Genomic DNA, 23,412 nt, shown 5'->3' with positions numbered 1-23,412 from the left:
ATGAGTGAGAAGTTTAACAGACAAAGTAGCTTCGGTTGGTTGATTAATGTGGTAGCTAATGATGCCGCTAAAACTTTTGATACAGAATTAAAGAAACATGGGTTGACGATTGCATTATGGCCGACTCTTATGTGTTTATGGGAAGAAGAGGGGGTGACTCAACGTGAGATTGCTCAAAAATCCAAAGTTGAGAATTCTACTACAACTCGTACTCTCGACAAGCTTGAAAACTTAGGTTTGGTGGAGCGTCAGGTGGATCCATTTAGCCGCCGTTCATTTCGTATATACCTAACTGATAAGGGTAGGGCGTTAAAAGAAACATTGGTTCCTATACCAATGGCAATCAATCAGAAGCTACTTAGTTCGCTTGAACTGAGCGAACGAGACGAAATTATTCGTCTATTACAAAAAATGGTTGCTACTGTTTGAGGGACAAGTTTGATGAGTAAAACATTGAACGAATGCATAGTACCTATGTACCCTACGGTGAAGGCGTTAGATGTTGATACCCTAGAGCCAGGTGAACATAAGTTTTGGTTTGCTGTTGCAACTGATGCAATTGGTCACCCTCAGACACTGCCAGTAAGAGTTTTTAAAGGCCACAAACCAGGTAAACGTATTGTTATTACCGCTGGTGTGCATGGCGACGAGCAAAATGGAATTTTGACTGCTCAACAACTGGCAAGAGCGCTTGAGAACCAAACTATTTCGGGGTGTATTACTATAGTGCCAACCGTGAATCTTTCTGGGATTGCTCGTCATAGTCGTGACTTTCATTCAGCAGCTCCTGATAGCTCATCAGCCAATCTTAATAGACTCTTTCCCGGTAGTCCAGAGGGTGATGATGCTAACCGTTATGCATATAGTTTGTGGAAAAACCTCCTCAAGCCAAATGCGGATCTTGCGATTGATCTTCATTCCCAAACTAGTGGCTCAGCTTATCCTCTTTATGCGTTTGCAGATTATCGATTAGATGATGCCATTCAAATGGCGAGACTTGTTTGTCCTGATGTTATCCTCAATGACCCAGGTGATCCGGGTATTTTGGAAACTGTGTATAATCAAGCGGGTATTCCCTCTATCACTGTTGAAGTCGGCATTGGCCGATATACTGATATCGATATGATTGAGCGTGCAACTTTGGGTATCATAAACATTTGTAAATACTATAAAGTTATCGATGGTCAAGTTGATAGTAATAGCAAGCCATGTGTCGAGGGGAATCGAATAACGAGTGTACGAGCAGAACAAGGTGGCTTTGTTATTTGTCATGTTTCTTTGCTTGAGACAGTAGAAATAGGGCAGGTTCTAGCTTCACAATACAACAGCTTTGGTGACGAAATTCATACCTACCGCTCACCGATTAAAGGTACTGTTATTAGTCACAATGTCGAGTCTGTGCGAGCGCCAGGCTCTCTTGTGGTGCGCTTAATTGATTAGCACCACATTCAGATTATTGCCTTATATATTCTTGGCTGATTTCCTCCATAAATTGAATCATGGCTTTTAAGCGCGGTGATTGCGTCATTTTACTAGCATAAACTGCTGAGATTGCCACTTTAGGGAAAACACTTATTTCTGGCGCAATTTGTATTAGCTTCCCTTCACGGCACAACTGACGACAATAGATATCGGGTAATAGAGAAACCCCATTTCCAGAAGCGACCAGATCTCTTACCATTAGCACATCGTCAATTTGATTCGCATGTGGAAATACAACTTTCTGCTTGATGCCATCTAGACCATTCATATACAGCTCAGGCTGATTGTTCTCTTGATCATGGTAGAAGTTAACATGTTGTAGAAGTGTGTCTGGTGTTGCCTGTTTGAGCTCTGGATGTGCGTGCAGATAATCGGGCGAACAGAACCAGAGTAGGGTGACTGTGACTAGAGTCTTAGCGTAGAAGCCTGAAGGCGCCAAATCTCCGAGTTGAATAGTCAGATCAAAGTTATCTTTAAGCAGACTCGCTTTGTTTGACATACTTCGGATAGACAGTCTTATCTCCGGATAACGTTCAGTAAAGCTTGCTAGATTAGGTGACAATATCTCTCGTGAAAAGGCTAAGGTGGTTGCTAAATTTAGAGAGCCTCTTAGGATTTGTGAGGGCATCTGCTGTTTTACATGTAACAAGCTTTGCACCAAAGGTTGTACGTGTTGGTACAATTTCTCACCATCTGAGGTCAATTTGAGGTGACGACTGTTTCTCTCCATCAATGTCGTGTTGAACGAATCTTCTAGGCGAGATATGGCGCGACTGACACTAGATTTCTGTATGCCAAGTCTTCTCGCTGCTTTTGTCATTCCCCTAGTGTCTGCAACGGTAATAAATATCGGAAGATCATTTAAGTTCCAATCCATCGTTTGCCATTTTCCTTAAATAATATATCTAACCAATAACATACTCTTGGCTTCAATTAAAGCAACGCTGTGTTGCTCATTTTGCTCTGTTTTAGATAGCCAGAAATCCCTATTCTCTTCGGAAACTACTTTTACTTAGGAACTACTGATGAGTAATTCTTCAATATCTAATTTATGCCGAATATGTTTGCTGCTCGGGAGTAGCTTATTGGTGATGGCCAATGCTGCCATAGCACCGTCACTCACTGAACTAAATCGAGTTTTTGATGATCCATTTGGGGTATCACTGATTATGACTTTGCCAGCTATTTCGGTGATTGTATTTGCTCCTTTTGTCTCCCGGTTAATCCATCTTTTAGGAGATAAAATGAGCTTACTATTGGGTCTAGCTATATATGGTTTATTGGGTAGCACGGGTTTATGGGTAGACTCTTTACCAGCCTTATTGGTTGGCAGAGTTATGTTCGGCATAAGTATTGTTATTTGTATGACGGTGATTAATCACCTGATTGCTCACTACTTCACTGGGCAAGAACGGCTCCATTTCATCTCCCAACAAGCTATTGCGGTCAACCTTGGGGGAATTGTCTTCGTTATGTTCAGTGGATGGTTGTCGTCGATCCACTGGCGTTTGCCTTTCGCGATCTACTTAATTGCTTTGTTTACACTGGCAATATCAATAAAAGGCATCGTACCAACGGATAAAGCAGCCCATTCATCGACTCATTCAATTCGTTTTTCTGACATCAAGCCGGTCTTAGCTTTTTACTTGCTCGGGTGGCTCGGTATGCTTTGCTATTACTTGATCCTACTTTGTTTGCCTTATTTAATGACTCAATCACAAGGTTTAACGACTACTGAGGTAGGTATTGCGATGGGAGTGATGAGCATATTGTCTGCAATTGTTGCCTACTACACTAGGTTTGGAGTTCACCATTACGGCGAGCGAAATATCATGGTGTTGTGTTTGGTCGCCTTTGCTTTCGCCTTTCTGTGCTTGTCCCAAACTCAGGTCGATTGGCGAGCATACCCTGCTATCGTTTTTACCGGGATAGGGTTTGGGTGTCTATTACCAGTACTTACGCACCTTGTCATTTGCAACAGTATTGTCAAACATAGGACTCAGATGCTCAGTGGCTTTGTGATGTTTTATTTCTTAGGTCAAGCGATGAGCTCGTTTGTGCTCGACTTTCGCAATATTTTGGGGGGAGAATATTTTTACCACGTTATTGCAGTATTGCTGTGTATTGCGAGTATTTTATGCCTCAAATTTGTCCCTGATTCACGCGAAACGGCTTCAAAGGTAGTAGTATGAAAATGAGTAGTATTGATGAGGCTTTGGTTCCTGAGATATTGAAGTATAGGGGATCGTTGACCCGTGCGTTGAAGTCCGTATGTAGTAATTTTAATATTCAGTCCCTCAGTCAAAGCAAGCAAAGCCCATTTTATATGCGTGAAGTATTGTTGTGTGATGGTGAGCCCCCTTTGGTTTGGGCTAAGTCTTATCTGTTTTCTGCGGATAGGTCGACAGTCAGTGCGTTTTTAGGCTTAGATGGGCGTTCTCTTGGCGAACAACTACTATTTACTGGCGACTCAGTGAGTCGAGGACCCTATCAATTTGGAGTGTGTAGCCGAGGAATTGGTCAGTTCGATTCAGGGTATGAGTTTGAAAAAGGTATAGCACGTCTGTCCAAGTTCTCATGGCATAATCATTCGACTACATTAGTGTTATCGGAGATCTTTAACGAGAATGCGCTAGCATTACTTGAATCGAGAGAAGAAGAAATTCATAGAAATTTCACCACCTATAAGTCCTTAATACGAATTTTTTCGTAACACTCATTAAAGACAAAATGGGAGAGTCAAGAGTGAGTGAAAAGATTGGACTATATTGGTTTCATTGTGATTTAAGAGTTCAGGACAATGATCTGCTTTTCAAGGCTTCTCGGGAAGTGGATCGGTTGATTTGTGTATATTGTTTTCCTTGTGTGGACAAGTATTTATGCCAATATTCTCAAGAGCAAGAGTTGGGTGAACAGAGACAAGCATTCTTGTTTCAGAGTGTATTGTCACTATCTCAGACACTTGGCAACTTGGGCCAGAGGCTTATAACTCGGCGTGGTAAATCGCGAGATATACTCTCCACTTACATTGAAGAATATAAGGTTACCCATCTCTATTGTGATTTGTTCTCTGGAGCTAACGAACAAAGGGTTGTTGAATCATTATCACGCCTTTACCCCAAACTCATTTGCACTCAGCTACCAGTAAACACCTTATTTAGTGAGGGGTTGTTGCCTTTTCCATTGGAAGAGCTTCCTAATACTTTCACTCAGTTCAGAAAGAAAGTTGAACATCTTTCCATAGGCTTGACCCCAGAACTGTCAGATTTGCCGCCAACGGTACCAGGCTACATCGATTCAGATGAAATTAATTGTCTGCCTTGCGATCAGTTTTCGGGTGGCACACAAGAAGGACTTTCCCATTGCCATCACTATTTTTCTGGCACCTTAGCCAGCCATTATAAACAAACACGGAATGGGCTCGATGGTACTGAATTTTCGACTAGGTTTTCTCCATGGCTAGCTTTGGGCTGCATCAGCCCTGTGAGAGTCTTTATATTGCTTAAAGATTTTGAGCGGAGAGAAGGAGCGAATGATTCAACCTATTGGATTTTTTTTGAGCTACTCTGGAGAGAGTATTTTAAATGGTATGCAAGAAAGTGGGGCACGCGTTTGTTTCGCTTTTCAGGTTTATGCCTCAGTGCGCCTTTGACGAGTTTTTATAACTATCGCTTTCAACAATGGAAGCATGGTGAAACTCACTATCCGATAGTGAATGCTTGTATGAAGCAGCTTAACGCAACAGGCTATATGTCAAACCGAGGTAGGCAAGTGGTAGCGAGCTGTTTGATTCATGAGCTCAAGCTAGATTGGCGGTATGGGGCTGCATACTTTGAAACTCAGCTTATCGATTATGATGTCGCCTCGAATTGGGGAAACTGGCAATATTTGGCTGGGGTTGGAGCTGACCCTAGAGGTTCGCGTCAGTTTAACTTAGATAAACAGACTCAGATGTATGATCCGGCTGAAGTATTTATCAATAAATGGCAAGGTAAAGCGGCTATGAGGCACGTTGATCATGTCGATATGGTCGATTGGCCTATAGCGCCTCTTAAGGGAGACAGTTAATATGGCGTTTCATACCGTTCGTCTGATACTTGGCGATCAGCTCAATGCTCGTCATTCATGGTTTCAAAAAACTGATAGCTCCATTCTTTACATCATTGCAGAGCTTCACCCTGAAGCAACTTATGTTAAGCATCATGTCCAAAAAATCTGTGCATTTTTTAGTGCTATGCGCGCTTTCACTCTTGAATTAAGAGAAATAGGGCATCAAGTTGAATATTTTCAGCTCGACCAAACGAGAGAGTTTCAAGATATTACTCAGCTTGTTAGCCATGTTATCCAAACATCCGGCGTAGAAAAATTTGAGTATCAAAGGCCTGATGAATATAGACTCTTGAGTGCCATGAACAAAATGACCCTTACAGAATGTGATATTGAATGTGTCGAGAGTGAGCACTTTCTCTTGCCGTTTTCTGACATTACGCAGCATTTTCCTGCCGGAAAGCACATAATGATGGAATATTTTTATCGAAAAATGCGTAAAAGGTTTGGCATTTTGGTTGAGGGTAGCAAGCCCATAGGCGGAAAATGGAACTTTGATGCGAGCAACCGTAACAAGCTTAAGACCTCGGATTTAGAAAATCTTCCTTCCCCTTTACTTTTTAGCACCGATGTTTCTGAGATTTTGGAATCACTGAATAGACACAATATTGACACTGTGGGACTCTTGTCTGGGTCGTTGTTATGGCCGATAAATAGGAATCAAAGCCTAACGCTTCTGGCTCATTTTTGTTCCGTATGCTTGCCCAATTTCGGCCGATTTCAAGATGCGATGACTAGGTCAAACCAAGCAAAGTGGTCGCTATACCACAGCCGACTTGCTTTTGCTTTAAACACCAAAATGTTGGGCCCGCTAGAAGTTATAGATAGTGCTTTATCTGCTTATGGCACTAACCCTGAGATCGATATTGCTCAAGTTGAAGGGTTTATCCGTCAAATTTTAGGTTGGAGAGAATACATTCGAGGTGTGTATTGGGCCAATATGCCAGATTACGCCCAACGTAATCATTTCCAAGCCAGTCGAAGTCTGCCAGACTATTTTTGGTCAGGAGATACCAAAATGTCCTGTTTAAAAGAGACGATTGGTCAATCCTTAGATTTTGCTTATGCTCATCATATCCAGCGCTTGATGGTTACTGGAAACTTTTGCCTTCTTACTGAGATAGATCCAGACCAAGTGGATGAGTGGTATCTTGGTATTTATGTTGATGCGGTAGAATGGGTTGAGATGCCAAACACTCGGGGTATGGCGCTATTTGCTGATGGCGGGATCGTGGGAACTAAACCGTATGCAGCAAGCGGTTCTTATATAAATAGAATGAGTGATTACTGTAAGGGGTGTCACTATGATGTTAAAGGTAAATCAGGGAGCAACGCATGCCCATTAAACAGTTTGTATTGGCGTTTTATGCATAAGCATAGGGAGCTGCTTGCTCAAAACCCTCGTGTTGGGATGATTTATCGGTCATGGGATAATCTAGACAGTAATGTTCAAGCTCAAATCTTGCAAAAAGCTGAATTTTACTTAGGACATTTAAATGAGCTCTAACTCTCCCATTTAGATTTTTAGGGTTGGCGAGTATCCCATTTTTCTAGGTAGGGATACTCGATACCACGGACTGAAAATGAAGTATTTTATGATTATAATCTGAAAGATTTCTAGGTGAAATGGCCCTTACTACACTTTCGATGGTGTTTTACTTCTGCTTGTTTTTCTAAGCTTTTTACCCGCCGATAATTGTCCTAATAGTCCTCCAAGTTGCATTCCTACGGCCTTAGCTTCAACTTTAGCCAACCCAACATAGACCAAATCGCTTGCTGGCGTACACCCACCTAAGAGAATTTCAGACTCATAGTCATGTTTCCAGTTATCATCCGACTTAGTATAGGACATGACAATTTTTCTATCGTCACCTCCTCTATTCCATGTTTCAATCGCATATTGAACGATCAATGGGTAAGTTAGAGGCGTTATTTTAATCGCTAGCCCCATATTATATGAAGCTTGTCGTGTGGTGCTGCTCGCACTGCCTCGTGAATACTCGACAGCATAGCTTGGTTTACCTGATGTAGAATGAAAGCCGGATGTTGATACTCCAGGGCCTGATTTATGAGCATTAGCTAGCTGTAGTAGTTGGAATACATCAAGTTGATTGCCATTCGTTCTTGGCAAATCTAACACAAAACGGCGTCTTAAATATTTTGATTGCCGGTCGTTTTTACAACGAAGTGTATTGCTAGACATTTCCATTACCTGCTGATTATAGAGATAACGTAACGGAATAAGCCCATTTTTGAGAATTGCGTTGACGACATTCTCTGGAACCGCTTTCATACCCATAAAAACAATAGGCGCACCTTCAGCATTATAGTCATAAACTTTGGATTGCTTTCTTGTTAGATGAGTTCGAGGGTGGGCAGCCATCTCATTTTGGTTATCATCAAATAGCTTTTTGAACTCCAAGATTTCCCTGCTTTGATGCTGAGTAGCAAGAATTTGGGCTGTTCGTCTCCTTTGGTTATCAAAGTATCGCTTAACACTTCGTTCATGTGGGTTAACCAATTCAGATTCTAAAGCCATGATCTGCTTAAATAGAAAATCAAAAGGTTTAGTCTTTACTTTGGGTAATATCAGGTTGTTGCTAAGATAAATGATGTCTCTGTTGCCAAACAAATGTGATTGTTCTACATCTAGGAGAATCGGTCGAGTAATTAGCTCTGGGCGTATTGTGCCAAGGATTTGTAAAATAAGCGCAGCGTAGCGCACATGGCTTTCTGCTTCTGTCGTCCCCAAGTCACTGACTTGAAATCGAGGAAACGGACAGTTTGCAAATTCAACTGAAGCTGCGGTGCGGGAGAAGTTGTTCTTCTTCAACCAACTTATCGCGGTTGCTGGGGATTCCCACATAGTATTACTCCTCTGATTTCAAATTCCTACTGGGTTATATCAGATATATATTGGTGTACAAAAGGAAATGCTATGCTCGTTTTTATAAATGGGAAACTTTGCTACAAATCATTGTAATGAATACAATTAACACTTTCATAAGTGGTTTTCAGCTAGACACCCCTATGAACTGTTAATTCCCAGAATAGTATGATGGACTTGTTGCAATAAACAGAGATATTGATCATTTTGATATTTTATAGTTCTGTCTTCTTCTTATGGTGGAAAATAAATGCCAGAAACTCACTTTTGAATGCGTCTATTTGGGTAAAATTCAGTTATGATAAGGATTCCTAGTTAGTTAAGTCTTAACAAATATGTATACCGAATGGATAACTACTGAAGCATTGATTGCGGCGTTTCTGATCTTTTTAGGCTCTTTTGTTCAAACGGCGATTGGTTTTGGTTTGGCTATTGTGGCCGCTCCTTTACTTTTTCTTGTCTCACCTGATTATGTGCCAGCACCAATATGTTTAGTGGCGCTTTATATTTCGATTCTTAATGCTCTTAAGCATAGGGATAGTGTAGAAATTGGTGGGCTTAAAATGGCATTAATTGGTCGTATTCCAGGGTCTATTGCTGGTGGCGTTTTGCTGGTGATGGTTTCGACAGAGATATTGGCATTATGGTTAGGCCTCCTAGTTTTACTTGCTGTTGGTGTGAGTCTTCTTCCATTTCGTATTGAGCCCACTTCTTATCGAATGGGAGTAGCAGGTTTCTTTTCTGGATTTTTTGGAACCAGTTCCGGTATTGGTGGACCACCAATGGCTTTGTTGTTGCAGCATCAAGAAGCCAATCAACTAAGAGGTAACTTATCAGCATTTTTTGTTTTTAGCTCTATTATGTCGCTGATGGTACAAGTTCCGGTTGGTTTCTTAACATTTCATCATCTGTGGATTACTATCCCATTGCTTCCCGCAAGTTGGCTTGGTTATAAGTTAGCGTTATCCACAACTCAGACTTTACCGAAAGAAAAAATTCGCCTAGTGGCTTTATTGCTATGTACAATTAGTGGTATTACAGCACTGTGGCAGGGCTTATCATAACTTTTTTGTCAATATTCATTTTGGATTAAGAATACATCATGATAATGGATACAACGGTTTTTATCAGGAGAGTATGTTAAGTGTTAAGAATAATAGGTAACATTATTTGGTTTGTATTGGGTGGGGTGATGATGGGCCTGATGTGGTGGTTCTTCGGTCTTCTTGCTTTCATCAGCATTATAGGGATCCCTTGGGGGCGTGCATGCTTCGTTATTGGGAACTTTTCTTTTTTTCCGTTTGGGCATGAAGCAGTTTCGCGTGATGAGTTGACTAATCGAAAAGATATCGGTACGGGTTCATTGGGGCTGATAGGCAATGTTATCTGGTTTATATTTGCAGGCATCTGGCTTGCAATCGGCCACATTATGTCGGCTGTTGCTTGTTTTGTGACTATCATAGGCATTCCATTCGCTATTCAGCACTTAAAGTTAGCGTACATCTCACTCGCTCCTATTGGCAAAACCATTGTGCCCAAAGAACAAGCCGTTATGGCTAAATATGGTAAGTAAATCTTCACGGTATACCCTGTATATATTATGATTTCAGTGGACAACGTATGTTCCACTGAATCACTTCCTTCAAGTATATCTCTTGATACTGAGCATGGATTTTAAATTGGAAATAGTTAAGTCCAACTTTTTTATTAGTTAAATATTATTTTTCCTAAAATCCAGTTTTTTATTCTGAAGAGCTATTTTAAATACAGCTATAATTACATTTATTTACGCTCCAAAAATAAATATTGTTATTCACTAGTTGAGTTTTATTTTGGTAGAAGATCATAAATATCCTCCCAGCTATTTTTTATTTTGTTATTAATTCTAGTTTTATTGATACATAGGACTCTATGCTGCAACTTTTATTATTAAAGTAATTTGTATTAATGCGCAAGGAAACAGATGATTATTTTGTATTATGTACTAAATTTGCTCTTCTAATGAAATATTTAGTTGTATTTCATATTATTATAAATGATTGATTCTTTATATTTAAAAATTATAAGCTGATGGATTTTATTATTTTTATTGGTTTATTTTATGATTTATAAAATAAATGCAACAAATGTTGTGCACTTGTTTGGTTTATTAAATTTATGTTAAGAATGGGTTGTATTTTTTTTAATCGTTAGTGTTATGGTTCTAGTGGCATTTATAAATGCCATGATAAGGAGAATCATAATGAAATTAGACAACCGTCTATTGGCCATAGCCGTAGCCAGTGCACTGTCGTTATCAGCACATGCCGGTGAGTCAGTCTATCTAAGCAAACCCATCAACTTTACTTCTTTTTCTGGGCTGAACTCTCAGCTTGGTGTTGATAACGCTTCCAGTTTCAAAATGGTGAAACAAGTGAACCTGGAGCAACGCGGTATTCACAAAGTGAAGGTTCAACAAAACATTTGGGGAGTACCCGTATGGGGACATTCTCTGAATGCAACACAGAGCGTTCGTGGAGGAGCCCTTAAATCTGTTCAAGGGCAATACGTCAAAGTGACAGGCGTTGACCGTAAGTTTGTTAAGCCATCGTTGAATCGGGCTCAAGCTCTAGAGTTGGCTAGTAAGGATATCACCGCTGGTTTGACAGGTAACAAGTCTATAGCAAATGCAAAAGATAACCTTTATGTCTACCAAGATGGTGACAAAACTCGTTTGATTTATGTGGTTTCTTACTTGGTGCAAGGAAAAGGACATCCATCACGTCCTTTCACTATGTTAGATGCTCATAGTGGCGAAATTATCAAGCGCTGGGAAGGTATAGCCCATGCTGAAGTCGGGACCGGACCAGGTGGTAATGACAAAACAGGCATGTATGAATATGGAACTGACTACCATTATCTAGATGTTATCGAAAATGGTACTGATTGTGTTATGGAGTCTGATAATGTTGTCACCGTTGATCTAGATGGTGCAACAGAAGGAACAACAACATATTCATATGAGTGCCCACGCAATGAACATAAAGCGGTTAACGGCGCATTCTCACCGCTCAATGACGCTCACTACTTTGGTAATGTCGTATTCGACATGTACAAGAACTGGTTTGATACCGCGCCATTATCATTCAAGTTAATGATGCGTGTTCACTACGGTAGTAGTTATGAAAATGCGTTCTGGGATGGTGAGGCTATGACATTCGGTGACGGCGGTAGCATGTTTTACCCGCTTGTTAGCCTAGATGTATCAGCCCATGAAGTAAGCCACGGGTTTACTGAGCAGAATTCTGGTCTTATTTACGCCAATCAATCGGGTGGTATGAATGAAGCTTTCTCTGATATTGCTGGTGAAGCTGCTGAGTACTTCATGAAGGGGACCAACGATTGGATGGTAGGGCGTGACATTTTCAAAGAAGAAGGTGCCTTGCGCTATATGGAAGATCCATCTCGTGATGGATCTTCTATCAACCATGCTTCTGAGTACTACGATGGATTGAATGTTCACTACAGCTCAGGTGTCTTTAATAAGGCCTTCTACCATATAGCAACAACTGAAGGTTGGGATACTAAGAAAGCATTTGAACTGTTTGTACTTGCAAATCAGATTTACTGGGCGGAAGACAGTAATTACTGGCAGGGTGCTTGTGGCGTTAAAAATGCGGCCAATGATTTAGGTTACAGCACTGATGACGTTGTTGCAGCGTTTGATATTGTTGGTGTAGAACCTTGTGCTGAGCCCCCATTACCACCAGAGCCAGAGTATCAACGTCTAGAAAACGGCGTAGCGACTACGGTTGAAGGTGGAACAGGTTCAAAAACTTACTTCGATATTGAAGTACCAGAAGGTCAAGACAACTTAACGGTTGAACTTGAAGTGGCATCCGGTGACCCAGATATCTACATCGGTCTAGACTACGCACCAAGTCAACAAGAAAACATTTGTAAGAGTAATTCTGTAACAAATGAAGTTTGTGTGATTGAAAGTCCTGAAGCTGGTCGCTACACCATCAATGTCTTTGGTTATTCTGAGTATGCAGATGCGAACCTTAAAGCTTCATTTGACGCTGGTAGCACTAATGTTCCACCAGTAGCCGCGTTTGATCATGTTGTCACTGGCAAGAAAGTTGACTTGACTAGCACAAGTACAGATAACGATGGTCAGATTGTGTCTTACCAATGGGATCTCGGTGATGGCACTTCTAAATCTGGTGCAGTTGTTAGCCACACATATGCAGCAGCAGGTGACTACATGGTGACTCTAACCGTAACAGATGATGCAGGTGCAGCGACATCAACCAATCAAACCATCACTATTGAAGGTGGAACAACGGATGCATTCCCTCTGAGATTGCAGTTTGGTGACAAGCAGCCTAATGGCAAAGCTCGCGTTAAACTTGCTTGGGAATATGCGACTGATGATTACTATGTTGTGAAGCGCGACGGTAAAGTAGTCGGAGCAACTGAGTTCACTTCATACATTGATAAATTCCGCCACAATGGAAGTATTAACGTTGAATACCAAGTATGTACTTCAGGTGGTATTTGTTCTGAAACGAAACGTTACCGCTTCATCAAAGTTCAATAAACCATTCTAAACTTCAGGGCTCCGAGACCGGAGCCCTTCTTTGCTCTTATTTTTAATATAAGTTACAAGGGATTGAGTCTCGCTATGAAAAAAACATTATTAGCTATTGCTTTAATTAGCAGTACATCTGCCTTTGCCTCGGTTGATAACAACACATTAAAAGATGGTGAAGTTTGGATCACTACAGATGCCGATGCCCAAGAGCTAATCTCTCAGCATGGCGCAACAGTATTGAAAAGCTTCTCTCATAAAGGCTTTGCCGCATATCCTAATGCAGTAGTTGCGAAAGTAAAAGAAAGTCAGCTAGCGGCTGTATCAAGTCACATGCATAAAGAAAAACACCGTTGTGGTGGTTATATGGTGCATGCTGACAAGGAAAGTGCCATAAAAGCGGCGTCTATGCCTCTTTCTATGAGCGATTTTGAAAAACCCGTGATTAGTCACAATGAAACTGTGGAGTCACTTATTTCTCAGGTTGAGCCAAATAATTTGGTCACAACCATTGAGAATCTGACCAGCTTTACTAACCGCTTCTATACCACGTCTACAGGTATTGCAGCGTCAGATTGGCTGTTTGAACGCTGGAGTGAAGAAATTAAAGACGTATCTTTTGCATCAGCACGTCAAATATCTCACAGTGAATACCCGCAAAAATCAGTTGAGGTGACATTACTAGGTGCAAAGCATCCTGATGAGATTGTCGTTGTGGGAGGGCACCTTGATTCTACTGTAGGCTCATGGACCACAGAAGGTACAATTTCTCCAGGAGCTGACGATGATGCTTCAGGTATTGCGACTGTAACTGAAGCGCTACGTCTAATGATTGCAAGTGGTATTCAGCCAGATCGTACTATCAAGTTCTATGGATATGCTGCCGAAGAAGTTGGTCTACGTGGTTCGCAAGATATTGCAGAGGCAATGGAGAGTGAGGGGGCTAATGTGATATCAGCGCTACAACTTGATATGACGAACTACAATGGCTCCGTTCATGATATTACCTTTATTACTGATTACACAGATTCAAACCTAACCGCTTTTCTTAAAGAGCTGATTGATACTTACACTGATGAAATCTCCTATGGGTTTGATCGCTGTGGCTACGCTTGTTCAGATCATGCTTCTTGGCATAATGCGGGATATCCAGCCGCGATGCCTTTTGAGACTATGTTCCATGAATACAATTCTAATATTCATACTGAAGAAGACACATTAGAAAACTCTGATCCGACTGCTAGCCACGCGATGAAATTCGCGAAATTGGCTATTGCTTACTTGGTTGAAACAAGTCTTGATGATGTCGAATCGCCAGCCAATGAGCTAGAAAATGGAGTACCTGTCGAAGACCTTACTTCAGGATATTTTGATGAGCAGTTTTTCACTTTCCGCACTACGGAAGCTGGTGAAGTGACGATCTCGATTTCTGGGCCGCAAGGTGGGGATGCTGATCTGTATGTAACTTACGAGGGTCTAGTCTCTAAGACTGAATTTGATTGTCGTCCGTTCCAAAATGGCAGTAATGAACAGTGCGTGTTCAACAAGCCAGCTGGAGAGTTCAACATTATGGTTCGTGGATATCGCAACTTCGACGAGGTTGATATTGTGGCCAGCTTCAGTCCTGAAAGCTCCCAAGAGTAACACATCCAACATGTGTCAAAGTTTTTTATAATCAATGTGTTATAAAATTGAATGAACCATAGGGCTCCCCAGGGAGCCCTATTTTTATCGATAGAAATAATATCAAAAAAGGAACTGAGCTTGGTTATGAAAAAAACACTTGTCACTCTTGCTTTATTTGGGCACATGTCAGCCTTCGGTGCAATCGATTCAACAGAGCTAAAAGAAGGAGAAGTCTGGATAACCACAGATGCTGATGCTAAACATCTCATTACTCAACATGGTGCTGATATATTGACCAGCTTTTCACACAAAGGCTTTGCTGCATACCCAAATACCCTTGTAGCGAAGATCCATCAAAATCAATTAGCTTCTTTATCGAGTCATATGCATCAAGAGAAGCACCGCTGTGGTGGTTATATGGTTCACGAAAATCAGGAAAAAGCTTTAAGGGCTGCGGCAATGCCACTTTCAGTGAGTTTGTTTGAAAAGCCAGTGATAAGTCACCACGAAACCGTTGAATCACTTATTGCTCAAGTGGAGCCGAATAATATATTAACCACCATTGAGAATCTTACCAGCTTTACTAACCGTTTCTATACTACTTCTACAGGTATCGCTGCTTCCGATTGGCTATTTGAACGTTGGAGTGAGGAAATTAAGGAGGTATCCTTTGCATCTGCAAGGCAAATCTCACACAGCGAATATCCGCAAAAATCAGTTGAAGTGACCTTACTTGGCTCTAAATATCCTGAAGAAATTGTAGCTGTGGGAGGGCATCTTGATTCCACTGTCGGCTCATGGACTACTGAAGGAACTATTTCTCCGGGAGCTGATGATGATGCATCTGGCATTGCTACGGCAACCGAAGCGTTGCGTCTTATGATTGCAAGTGGTATCCAACCAGATCGTACCATTAAATTTTATGCTTATGCGGCTGAGGAGGTAGGTTTGAGAGGGTCTCAAGATATTGCTGAAACACTCAATGAGCAGCAGGCTAATGTTATTGCCGTTTTGCAGCTTGATATGACTAACCATCAAGGATCGGCTCATGATGTGACCTTCATGACGGATTATACAGATGCTAATTTAGTGGAGTTTCTTACTGAGTTGATGGATACTTATATTAGTGAATTGACTTATGAGACTGATCGTTGTGGTTACGCATGTTCTGACCATGCGTCTTGGCATAACGCAGGCTATTCAGCTGCAATACCTGCAGAGAGTTTTTTCCATGATACAAACCCGAACCTTCATACCCCCAATGACACGCTAGAAAATTCTGATCCTACAGCAAGTCATGCAACAAAATTTGCAAAGTTGGCGGTTGCTTATTTGGTCGAAACAAGCCTTGATGATATAAATTCGCCAGTTAAAGAACTAGAGGGCGGTGTACCTGTTGAGGGACTTTCTTCTGGCTATTTTGATGAGCAGTTTTTCACTTTCACAACGACTGAAGTGGGAGAAGTTACCATCTCAATTTCTGGACCACAAGGAGGTGATGCTGATTTGTATGTGACCTATGACGGCCCGGTATCTAAGACAGAATTTGACTGTCGTCCATTCCAAAATGGTAGTAACGAACAGTGCATTTTCAACAAGCCAGCAGGAACGTTCAAAATTATGCTTCGAGGCTATCGAAACTTTAATGATGTAAGTATTGTGGCTAGTTTCAATCAAGAAATCCCAAGTGATTAAAAGTTAGGGTATAAACCATGCCGTTCATGTAATGTGAACGGCATTTTTGTTGGATATCATGATACTAGGTTATTTATCCTTCCAAGCCGTTTTCGTTGCTGCTTTAATAAGCGTTTTTCGATTCTCTTGTGTTGCTTCAGGTTCTGATTCACCAAAAATAGCGGCAAGCCAATGACCATCTGTTGGATTTGGGAAAAGAATGTACTTGCTGCCAAATAAATCTTTGTCCTCTTCCATCTTAGCAATGCGTCCATCTACATCGCCTTTGATATAGTACTTATGCTTAAAATCATTCAGGTTGTCACCAAGGAGCACAACCACGTTATAGTTCTTTAATATTTCATTTTGGCGTGTTTCTTTATTGGATGTATCCGTTAATACAGTGAGGTGCGCATCATCTTTCAATGGGAATCCCATAGCCAAAATATTTTGCTTGGCTAATTCCCATGTTGGCTCTCCCTGATCACGGGAGGTGACATAGAAGATGTCTACATTATTGCGATTTGCGTATTCAAGAAAATCGTTAGAACCAGGGCTTGGAATCATACCATTTGTTGGGATCCATTTATCCCAAAGAGGATCCTCAAAGAAGTCCTTCTTGTTTTGTATCAACCTTCCCCAGTATTCAAGCGGCAGTACTAAAGTATCATCAAGATCTGTCACTATAGCTAAAGGCTTGTCTCCTTTTTTGTGATTCATAAGTGCTTTATCAAGGTGCATTTTGGCAAGATTGAAGCCCTGATAGTAAAGCGCTCTATATTCAGCAGCTGTTTGTTTCCAAGCTACTGAGTAAGCTAATAAATTATGCTCATTGTTATCAGTAGCATAAGAATTGCCAGTAAGTAATGTAGCTAAGGTAGTTACGCTCAAGGTGATGATGCTCTTTATTCTATTTTTCACTGTCTAATCCAATCCATTAGTACATATTTTGTAAATGATTCTGCTGTATAACTTAAAAACTTGTGATAGTCACATCAAAATCAATTAATCAACAATAATCTAAATTATTGCTTCAAACTTTTTCAAGATTACTTCTATGGTTAGTTATAGGTTTCTAGGTAGATTTTAAAGCTACTTATGGTGAATCAATCAAGGTAACTGTATTCACTATGACTTTCTAAATGACATACTTCATTCTAGGTCTGTCCTTTGTTATTAAAGCGATAACCTTGAATTTTTCGTAATAATATACAATTGATAGCATCTTCAGTAAGAAAGCAAGGACTTAGCTTATGGCATGCCCACATGATAATTTCCGAGAAATGGAAAAAGACATTCATACCGATTTTAAAGACGATATGTCTTATGGGGATTATCTAAAATTAAATCAAATCCTTTCCGCACAAGTACCTCTCTCCGACCAACACGATGAAATGCTGTTTATTATTATTCATCAATCCAGTGAATTGTGGCTCAAGCTTGCTGGTCATGAGTTGTCGGAAGCGATAGAAAACCTTAAGCAGGGAGATTTTGGCCATGCATCTAAAGTGATTTCTCGTGTTAAACAAATCTTTAATCAGCTTACCCAATCTTGGTCTATTCTCTCCACTCTAACTCCAGTCGATTATCTGAAGTTCAGAGATTCTTTGGGCTATTCCTCAGGTTTTCAGTCCTGTGGTTATCGCAAGCTTGAATTTTTGCTAGGCAATAAAAATCAAGCACTACTGAAAGTTCATGAAAATAACGCTCAAGCGTATCAAGAATTAAAGGCAGTGCTCGAAACGCCTAGTTTGTATGACGTGACCTTGTCAATACTTGCCCAGCAAGGGTTAGAGGTAGACAAGAGCCAACTATTAAGAGATGTGAGCTTACCTTATGAAAAAAACGGCTCAGTACTCAATGCATGGCTTACAGTTTATCGTGATGCAGATAAATACTTCGAATTGTACGAATTAGCTGAAAAACTGGTGGATATTGAAGATAGTTTTCAGCAATGGCGATTTAAGCATATGTATACGGTGCAACGTATCATTGGTCATAAGCGAGGTACCGGAGGCTCATCTGGAGTGGCATTTTTAAAAAAAGCACTCGATATAAGCTTTTTTCCTGAACTGTTTGAATTACGTACTCAACTTTAAGCGAAACAGGATTAAAGAATGGATATTGCCAAAGATTTACAGCAGCATTACCGAGAATTTGATGTTGCTGAGCGCATTTTGCTGTCTGGACACTCTCATCAGGCGTGGCCAGATGTGGCAAAGCAGGGTGTGTTAGATTGCTTCAACGACGCAGCTAAACACATTGATGATAAATGGGAATTAGCGTTTGAAAAAGCAGAGAGAGTTAGAGTATTTTATCGTTTAACTATGCATGAGCCAAATGGGCAAGTTGTTCTGGGGCAGTCAACTCATGAGCTTATTCTTAGGTTCTTATCTGATCTCAATTGTTTCAAATCGAAGAAAAATACACAGATAAAAATAGTGACTACAGATGGTGAATTTTATTCAATACGTCGTCAACTAGAACGGCTTAAAGAGCTAAACATTCATATAGATGTTGTTCCTACTCAACCATCAGAAAGCTTAGCTGATCGTATTATAGAAAAAGTGGATCGTTCGACAGACGCAGTGATGCTATCGGCGGTCTTCTTCGCAACTAGTCAAATCTTCAAAAAAATTGGTCAAGTTGCCAGTGCGGCAAAGTCACTTTCTATTCCATGCTTAGTCGATGTCTACCATGCAACTAACGTGATTGAGTTCGATCTCGCTAAATGGCGGCTGCAACACGCGTTTATTGTTGGTGGTGGTTATAAATATTGTCAAGCGGGAGAGGGAAATTGCTTTATGCGTATTCCCCGAGGTTACAATGGTTCGCCAATTATCACAGGATGGTTTGCTGAGTTTGAATCTTTAAACCAAAAGGCCCATCAAGTGAGTTATGGCAAAGGGCAAGGCGCATTTGCCGGTTCAACTTATGATCCTACCAGCCATTACCGTGCTGCTGCTGTATTTGATTTTTTTGACCAGCAGGATTTATCTGTAGCAAGACTTGCAGAACTCAATCGGCAACAAATCACTAGGTTATGGCAAGGCATTGAAAGCTTAAACCTTACGAACAAGGTTTTATCGTTTCCGCGACATAGTATTCAAAATAATGCAGGTTTTCTATCCTTAACTACGCCAAAAGCAGCTGAATGGGTAAAACGGCTTAAGGCTAGAGGGATCCAAACCGATAGTCGAGGAGATCAGCTGAGGTTGGGTCCTGCGCCTTACGTATCAAATGAACAAATCGACAATGCGTTGAACGAGATAGAGCAAGTTGCAGGGCACTTTTAGTTAATCATCTCAGGGATCATTTCCTAACATATTAAGCTATTGGCAAAGAATAAAACATAATAAAGATAAAATTTTAATGTTTATCAATAAATTTTTGTTGTTTTGTTGGTTTTTGATGCTAAGATGCCTCCATCAATCAGTTGGAGATCTTTATGCAACAAATTCAAATCTACAGCCGAAGAATTGGGATAGTTATTAACTTTTTGATGGTTTTATTACCTGTCGCGACTATCTATTTTTGGCTAACAGTGCAAACTTCCGGTGATATATTGACTAAGTCAGGTATATTTGAGCTTAGTTATGATGTTAGTTCATACACTAGTGAGCCTTTAACTTTACAAACTCGTTTGTTGTCTCTATTGATTAGCTTACTCCCTTGTGGAATTGTATTTTATGCCCTTATCTTACTGAAAAATCTATTTAAAAGTTACGAGAACGGGGAAATATTTACCATTCAGACTGTAAAATACTATCGCCAACTTGGCTTTGTCTTTTTTTACTGGGCGATTGGTGGTTTTGTATATTCAGGGCTCTTTTCAGTAGCACTAAGTTTTAATAACCCTCCTGGTGAGCGCTTGCTGGCATTGACTTTCACCGGTTTAGATGTGATGGCCTTATTCTGCGGTTTTATTGTGGTGGTTATTTCACATGTTATGCGTGAAGCTCAGCAACTTGCCGATGAGCAAAAACACACAATTTAGGAGGTAGCAGTGGATATTATTATCAATCTGGATGTGATGATGGCCAAACGCAAGATGCGCTTAAAAGAGTTATCTGAAAGAGTGGGTGTGAGTGAGCAAAACCTATCGATTTTAAAAAATGGCAAAGCCAAAGCAATTCGCTTCAGCACGTTAGAAAAAATCTGTCAGGCTTTAGAATGCCAGCCCGGTGATATTTTAGAGTATCAGCCAAATTCTTTAAGTAATTAGTTTTATGGGATCAATATGAATATTAAATCGTCAAAATTATTACTCGGAGTTTACCTTTTTATTGTGGGAATACTCGCTGTTAATATCCATATACAAATGACGAACTGGGGGGTAGCTTATCCTCAATGGCAACCGACGCAATGGATAAATATGTTCATATTTGTTATTCAAAGCTTAGGAATACTTTGGTTGAGTTTGCAATTGGTGCGCTGGAAGCCCTCAATCAGCTTCGCTCAACATATTGGTATTGCTTTTGTCACTATGGCTGCAATTCAAGAGCTTTTTATCCGTTTACCACTTACTGCAGGCTATACAGTGGATCAAAAGTATTTATTTGTTTGGGTATTAAGCTACCTTCCCGAGCTTTTAGCAACCTTTGTTATAACGTTAGCTATTGTTAGTTTTCAGCGCTGCTTAGCAAAGCGTTATAATCTGTTTTTCACAGCAATAGTGGTCATTTTTTACAGCGTTGGGGTACATCTCTGGCTAACCCCATTTTTGCAAGAAATCACAGCCCCACTTGCTCAGCTTCTTACTCCGCCATCTGAATCGGGCGTGCTGTCTTTCCCATATCCTAAGATAGTCGACATCATTGCATCAGTAACCTTTATTGAGCCTATGATTGCCGCCTATTTTATTTGTTATCTGATCGGTCAAAACGGCACCAGAAATCTAAAAATGCTTTTGCCCAAAACCATCGCTGCTCTACTGATACTGACTCAAAGCGGCGCAAAGTTTGTATTTTATATGTGGATTTCAACTATTGATGATTTGATGGATCGTTTGTTGAGTATCAGCCAATTTACCCTAGAGTGGGTGTTTATTGGCGTGGCAGTCAGTCTTGCTGTTGCGTATTCTCAATCAAGGAAAAGTAGAGAGGTATCTCTCGCCAACACTACTGATTAAACTCCAGATATCCTATTGAGATAAAGCCAACAAGGTTCAGTTTTCTGTTTTCCTGCTGAGATATAGTCTTATTCTCATTTACTTGATTGATAATAAGGCTGTTTATGTTTGATTCGATTCCGATACGCTCCTTAATTTTAGTATCATTGATTGCCAGTAATACGGCTTGTGCGGCGAGTGCTGACACGCCATATGTGATTGATGATGAGATGGTAAAAAGGCAAGTGGCTTTATCTCCCAATAAGGATCCTAAAGCTCCCAGTCCGTCAGATTATGGGTTTGGTCCAGATGGGCGTTTTTATCACCCTAAGGAAGCGCCAAGCTCGCATCAAGCGCAGCCGTTTGAAGGCCAGTTGGACTACTGGGATACGCAAAGCTATCAGCATAATATGACGGTTGAAGCCTACTATCCGATTACGGTTGAGCCTTTTCATACTTGGCAAAATATGGTGGACTTTGATGGCAAGCGCTACTTGTATCAGTATGTCAGGGGCGATCTGAAGGTTTTCGATATTACGAATCCAAAGGACGTAAAATTGCTGTTAACTAAAGGGCATACATGGGGGAAATCGGGTCTAGGAGAAGCACAACAGCCCTTTAAAGACGGAGAAATGATGGGCGCCGCGTCGATTCAATGGAGTGAATCTGAGCAAAGTTATGTGATGGTGCAAGCTTATGAGGTCAGGCGTTTTGGCTTACTTAAGGATAAATATCGTAGTCCAGAGCAAGTTAAAGCTATTCGGCAAAGTCAGCATTTGAAGGGATTTAAGGTATATAGCATGAAAGGGCCAATGCCTGAAGATTGGACCTTACTTTCCGAGCGCACCACGGATATTCTTAATCCAGATGCTCCAATTGGTCAGCAACAAGGCTCTGGCGTGCGCGACATACCGTCGTATTATGGTGATGGTGTGATGTATTTAGCGGCTGCGCCCGATAAAAAGTATGCATTAACGGAATACCCTAACGATTTATACAGTGCCGGCTACCAGGCTTGGGACATGTCTGATCCTCGCAATCCTCGTTTGTTAGACATGCTGTCAGTTCCCGGTCAAATCGCTGGTGATCCTGAGCATGAAAAAGCATATAAACAAAATCCTCGTGTAGGTAATCGAACTTCATGGATGGGAGCGCGTATGTCACTGTTTATTAATAATAAAGAATCAGAATATGCGTATGCTGCTATGGGAGGGTTAGGGCTTTATGTGGTCGATATACATGATCCAAGCCAGATGAAGACGGTAGGTCATGTTACTTTCCCGCCTAGTGTTGCTGGCACGGAAGGGGATTTTATCGATGTATCTCAGGTCGAAGAGACGGGGCTAATTTATTATAGTGGTTACCCATTGAATGAAGATTGTTATGAACCCTATAAAGATGTATATGTGATTGATGTATCAAAACCCACTAATCCAATAGTTAAAGGGGTTTTGCCAAGACCTATGCCACCAAAAGAGGCAAATTTTACAGACTATTGTCAGCGCAGAGGCAGCTTTGGTCCTAAACGTACAGGAGCCTACCATCAACCTGGTATTGCCAAGTCAGGGTTATTGCCCTACAACTTTTATAATGCAGGTCTGCAAGTATTTGATGTATCTAAGCCGAACAAACCCAAAATAACAGCTTACTTTGTTCCACCATTTGCTCCGGATAAAGTGGCTGATTATGCGATGGGTAACTTATCTCATGCGGTGTATGTCGAGTATGACCGAAACTTATTTTGGCTCTTTACTAACCATGGTTTTTACGTATTGTCTAGCCCTGTATTAGGGGAGCCTAGCTTTGAGGCGCCAACGAGACCTTGGCCAGAAAAAGTGATTAACGAATAAGTTAACTATGAATTTTCTTCATGTTAAATATGAAGAAAATTAACTGTAACTTGCAGTCTATTGTGATTTAATGACCATTAAGATGTTAAGACGTATGGATGTC

The 23,412-nt window shown here is 40.8% G+C and carries 20 protein-coding genes; 17 read left to right on the top strand and 3 right to left on the bottom strand.

The genetic code is table 11. From position 1 onward, the window contains the following. Positions 1 to 429, top strand: a complete 429-nt coding sequence (locus OCV27_RS15765; protein ID WP_125322501.1) for a MarR family winged helix-turn-helix transcriptional regulator — start codon at positions 1 to 3, stop codon at positions 427 to 429. 12 nt (positions 430 to 441) lie between these two features. Beyond that, the gene (locus OCV27_RS15760; protein ID WP_125322500.1) at positions 442 to 1,440 is read left to right on the top strand and encodes a succinylglutamate desuccinylase/aspartoacylase family protein; all 999 of its coding nucleotides are present in this window, start codon (positions 442 to 444) and stop codon (positions 1,438 to 1,440) included. Between the two features lie 13 nt (positions 1,441 to 1,453). Here the strand turns inward: OCV27_RS15760 and OCV27_RS15755 are convergent, their stop codons facing one another. Continuing rightward, the gene (locus tag OCV27_RS15755) at positions 1,454 to 2,359 is read right to left on the bottom strand and encodes a LysR family transcriptional regulator (RefSeq protein ID WP_125322499.1); all 906 of its coding nucleotides are present in this window, start codon (positions 2,357 to 2,359) and stop codon (positions 1,454 to 1,456) included. Positions 2,360 to 2,507: 148 nt separating this feature from the next. Here OCV27_RS15755 and OCV27_RS15750 point away from each other — a divergent pair, with 148 nt between their 5' ends. From OCV27_RS15750 to OCV27_RS15735, 4 genes are read left to right on the top strand one after another with little or no spacing between them, the layout of a single operon-like run. Next, positions 2,508 to 3,674, top strand: a complete 1,167-nt coding sequence (locus tag OCV27_RS15750; RefSeq protein WP_125322498.1) for an MFS transporter — start codon at positions 2,508 to 2,510, stop codon at positions 3,672 to 3,674. Continuing rightward, a complete protein-coding gene (locus OCV27_RS15745; protein ID WP_125322497.1) occupies positions 3,671 to 4,195 on the top strand; it encodes a chorismate--pyruvate lyase family protein in 525 nt (174 codons plus the stop codon). The genes OCV27_RS15750 and OCV27_RS15745 overlap by 4 nt, the downstream gene beginning before the upstream one ends. 32 nt (positions 4,196 to 4,227) lie before the next feature. Then, positions 4,228 to 5,550 carry a DASH family cryptochrome gene (locus tag OCV27_RS15740; protein ID WP_125322496.1) on the top strand — a complete coding sequence of 441 codons (1,323 nt, stop codon included), beginning with the start codon at positions 4,228 to 4,230 and terminating at the stop codon, positions 5,548 to 5,550. A gap of 1 nt (position 5,551) precedes the next feature. After that, positions 5,552 to 7,096 (top strand): cryptochrome/photolyase family protein, encoded by a 1,545-nt coding sequence (locus OCV27_RS15735; protein WP_125322495.1) that lies wholly within the window; start codon positions 5,552 to 5,554, stop codon positions 7,094 to 7,096. A gap of 129 nt (positions 7,097 to 7,225) precedes the next feature. Here OCV27_RS15735 and OCV27_RS15730 read toward each other — a convergent pair whose 3' ends face one another. Continuing rightward, on the bottom strand, positions 7,226 to 8,455 hold the full coding sequence (locus tag OCV27_RS15730; RefSeq protein WP_125322494.1) for a hypothetical protein: 1,230 nt from the start codon (positions 8,453 to 8,455) through the stop codon (positions 7,226 to 7,228). A gap of 356 nt (positions 8,456 to 8,811) precedes the next feature. Between OCV27_RS15730 and OCV27_RS15725 the strand changes: the two genes are divergently transcribed. The 5 genes from OCV27_RS15725 (at position 8,812) to OCV27_RS15705 (ending at position 16,370) form a co-directional block, all read left to right on the top strand. Further along, on the top strand, positions 8,812 to 9,540 hold the full coding sequence (locus OCV27_RS15725) for a sulfite exporter TauE/SafE family protein (protein ID WP_125322493.1): 729 nt from the start codon (positions 8,812 to 8,814) through the stop codon (positions 9,538 to 9,540). Between the two features lie 80 nt (positions 9,541 to 9,620). After that, positions 9,621 to 10,049, top strand: a complete 429-nt coding sequence (locus OCV27_RS15720; RefSeq protein ID WP_125322492.1) for a YccF domain-containing protein — start codon at positions 9,621 to 9,623, stop codon at positions 10,047 to 10,049. 669 nt (positions 10,050 to 10,718) lie between these two features. Continuing rightward, positions 10,719 to 13,058 (top strand): M4 family metallopeptidase, encoded by a 2,340-nt coding sequence (locus tag OCV27_RS15715; RefSeq protein ID WP_125322092.1) that lies wholly within the window; start codon positions 10,719 to 10,721, stop codon positions 13,056 to 13,058. An 84-nt stretch (positions 13,059 to 13,142) separates the two neighbouring features. Beyond that, on the top strand, positions 13,143 to 14,693 hold the full coding sequence (locus OCV27_RS15710; protein WP_125322095.1) for a M28 family metallopeptidase: 1,551 nt from the start codon (positions 13,143 to 13,145) through the stop codon (positions 14,691 to 14,693). 126 nt (positions 14,694 to 14,819) lie between these two features. Continuing rightward, the gene (locus OCV27_RS15705) at positions 14,820 to 16,370 is read left to right on the top strand and encodes a M20/M25/M40 family metallo-hydrolase (RefSeq protein ID WP_125322098.1); all 1,551 of its coding nucleotides are present in this window, start codon (positions 14,820 to 14,822) and stop codon (positions 16,368 to 16,370) included. A gap of 69 nt (positions 16,371 to 16,439) precedes the next feature. On the opposite strand, the gene OCV27_RS15700 is transcribed toward OCV27_RS15705, so the two are convergent. Further along, on the bottom strand, positions 16,440 to 17,270 hold the full coding sequence (locus OCV27_RS15700; RefSeq protein WP_221740614.1) for a 5'-nucleotidase, lipoprotein e(P4) family: 831 nt from the start codon (positions 17,268 to 17,270) through the stop codon (positions 16,440 to 16,442). Positions 17,271 to 17,602: 332 nt separating this feature from the next. Here OCV27_RS15700 and OCV27_RS15695 point away from each other — a divergent pair, with 332 nt between their 5' ends. The 6 genes from OCV27_RS15695 to OCV27_RS15670 all read left to right on the top strand — a co-directional run bounded on the left by OCV27_RS15695 (position 17,603) and on the right by OCV27_RS15670 (position 23,309). Further along, on the top strand, positions 17,603 to 18,448 hold the full coding sequence (locus OCV27_RS15695; RefSeq protein WP_125322101.1) for a tryptophan 2,3-dioxygenase: 846 nt from the start codon (positions 17,603 to 17,605) through the stop codon (positions 18,446 to 18,448). Positions 18,449 to 18,466: 18 nt separating this feature from the next. Beyond that, complete coding sequence (locus OCV27_RS15690; protein ID WP_125322104.1) at positions 18,467 to 19,645, top strand: kynureninase; 1,179 nt, start codon at positions 18,467 to 18,469, stop codon at positions 19,643 to 19,645. 152 nt (positions 19,646 to 19,797) lie between these two features. After that, on the top strand, positions 19,798 to 20,346 hold the full coding sequence (locus OCV27_RS15685) for a DUF2975 domain-containing protein (RefSeq protein ID WP_125322107.1): 549 nt from the start codon (positions 19,798 to 19,800) through the stop codon (positions 20,344 to 20,346). A 9-nt stretch (positions 20,347 to 20,355) separates the two neighbouring features. Further along, positions 20,356 to 20,574: a helix-turn-helix domain-containing protein gene (locus OCV27_RS15680; RefSeq protein ID WP_125322110.1), complete on the top strand. Its 219-nt coding sequence runs from the start codon at positions 20,356 to 20,358 to the stop codon at positions 20,572 to 20,574. A 15-nt stretch (positions 20,575 to 20,589) separates the two neighbouring features. Continuing rightward, positions 20,590 to 21,480: a hypothetical protein gene (locus OCV27_RS15675; protein ID WP_125322112.1), complete on the top strand. Its 891-nt coding sequence runs from the start codon at positions 20,590 to 20,592 to the stop codon at positions 21,478 to 21,480. A 104-nt stretch (positions 21,481 to 21,584) separates the two neighbouring features. After that, positions 21,585 to 23,309, top strand: coding sequence for an LVIVD repeat-containing protein (locus OCV27_RS15670; RefSeq protein WP_125322115.1), 1,725 nt, complete (start codon positions 21,585 to 21,587; stop codon positions 23,307 to 23,309). Positions 23,310 to 23,412: the final 103 nt, after the last annotated feature.

It is taken from the genome of Vibrio pectenicida (assembly GCA_024347015.1).
GTDB classification, from domain to species: Bacteria; Pseudomonadota; Gammaproteobacteria; order Enterobacterales; family Vibrionaceae; genus Vibrio; species Vibrio pectenicida.
This window is presented reverse-complemented; position numbering and strand designations above follow the sequence as displayed.

What these genes read in the sequence shown, in the direction of transcription:
- OCV27_RS15765 (WP_125322501.1), top strand. Translation starts at nt 1, where the DNA reads ATGAGTGAGAAGTTTAACAGACAAAGTAGCTTCGGTTGGTTGATTAAT.
- OCV27_RS15760 (WP_125322500.1), top strand. Translation starts at nt 442, where the DNA reads ATGAGTAAAACATTGAACGAATGCATAGTACCTATGTACCCTACGGTG.
- OCV27_RS15755 (WP_125322499.1), bottom strand. Translation starts at nt 2,359, where the DNA reads ATGGATTGGAACTTAAATGATCTTCCGATATTTATTACCGTTGCAGAC.
- OCV27_RS15750 (WP_125322498.1), top strand. Translation starts at nt 2,508, where the DNA reads ATGAGTAATTCTTCAATATCTAATTTATGCCGAATATGTTTGCTGCTC.
- OCV27_RS15745 (WP_125322497.1), top strand. Translation starts at nt 3,671, where the DNA reads ATGAAAATGAGTAGTATTGATGAGGCTTTGGTTCCTGAGATATTGAAG.
- OCV27_RS15735 (WP_125322495.1), top strand. Translation starts at nt 5,552, where the DNA reads ATGGCGTTTCATACCGTTCGTCTGATACTTGGCGATCAGCTCAATGCT.
- OCV27_RS15730 (WP_125322494.1), bottom strand. Translation starts at nt 8,455, where the DNA reads ATGTGGGAATCCCCAGCAACCGCGATAAGTTGGTTGAAGAAGAACAAC.
- OCV27_RS15725 (WP_125322493.1), top strand. Translation starts at nt 8,812, where the DNA reads ATGTATACCGAATGGATAACTACTGAAGCATTGATTGCGGCGTTTCTG.
- OCV27_RS15715 (WP_125322092.1), top strand. Translation starts at nt 10,719, where the DNA reads ATGAAATTAGACAACCGTCTATTGGCCATAGCCGTAGCCAGTGCACTG.
- OCV27_RS15710 (WP_125322095.1), top strand. Translation starts at nt 13,143, where the DNA reads ATGAAAAAAACATTATTAGCTATTGCTTTAATTAGCAGTACATCTGCC.
- OCV27_RS15705 (WP_125322098.1), top strand. Translation starts at nt 14,820, where the DNA reads ATGAAAAAAACACTTGTCACTCTTGCTTTATTTGGGCACATGTCAGCC.
- OCV27_RS15695 (WP_125322101.1), top strand. Translation starts at nt 17,603, where the DNA reads ATGGCATGCCCACATGATAATTTCCGAGAAATGGAAAAAGACATTCAT.
- OCV27_RS15690 (WP_125322104.1), top strand. Translation starts at nt 18,467, where the DNA reads ATGGATATTGCCAAAGATTTACAGCAGCATTACCGAGAATTTGATGTT.
- OCV27_RS15685 (WP_125322107.1), top strand. Translation starts at nt 19,798, where the DNA reads ATGCAACAAATTCAAATCTACAGCCGAAGAATTGGGATAGTTATTAAC.
- OCV27_RS15675 (WP_125322112.1), top strand. Translation starts at nt 20,590, where the DNA reads ATGAATATTAAATCGTCAAAATTATTACTCGGAGTTTACCTTTTTATT.
- OCV27_RS15670 (WP_125322115.1), top strand. Translation starts at nt 21,585, where the DNA reads ATGTTTGATTCGATTCCGATACGCTCCTTAATTTTAGTATCATTGATT.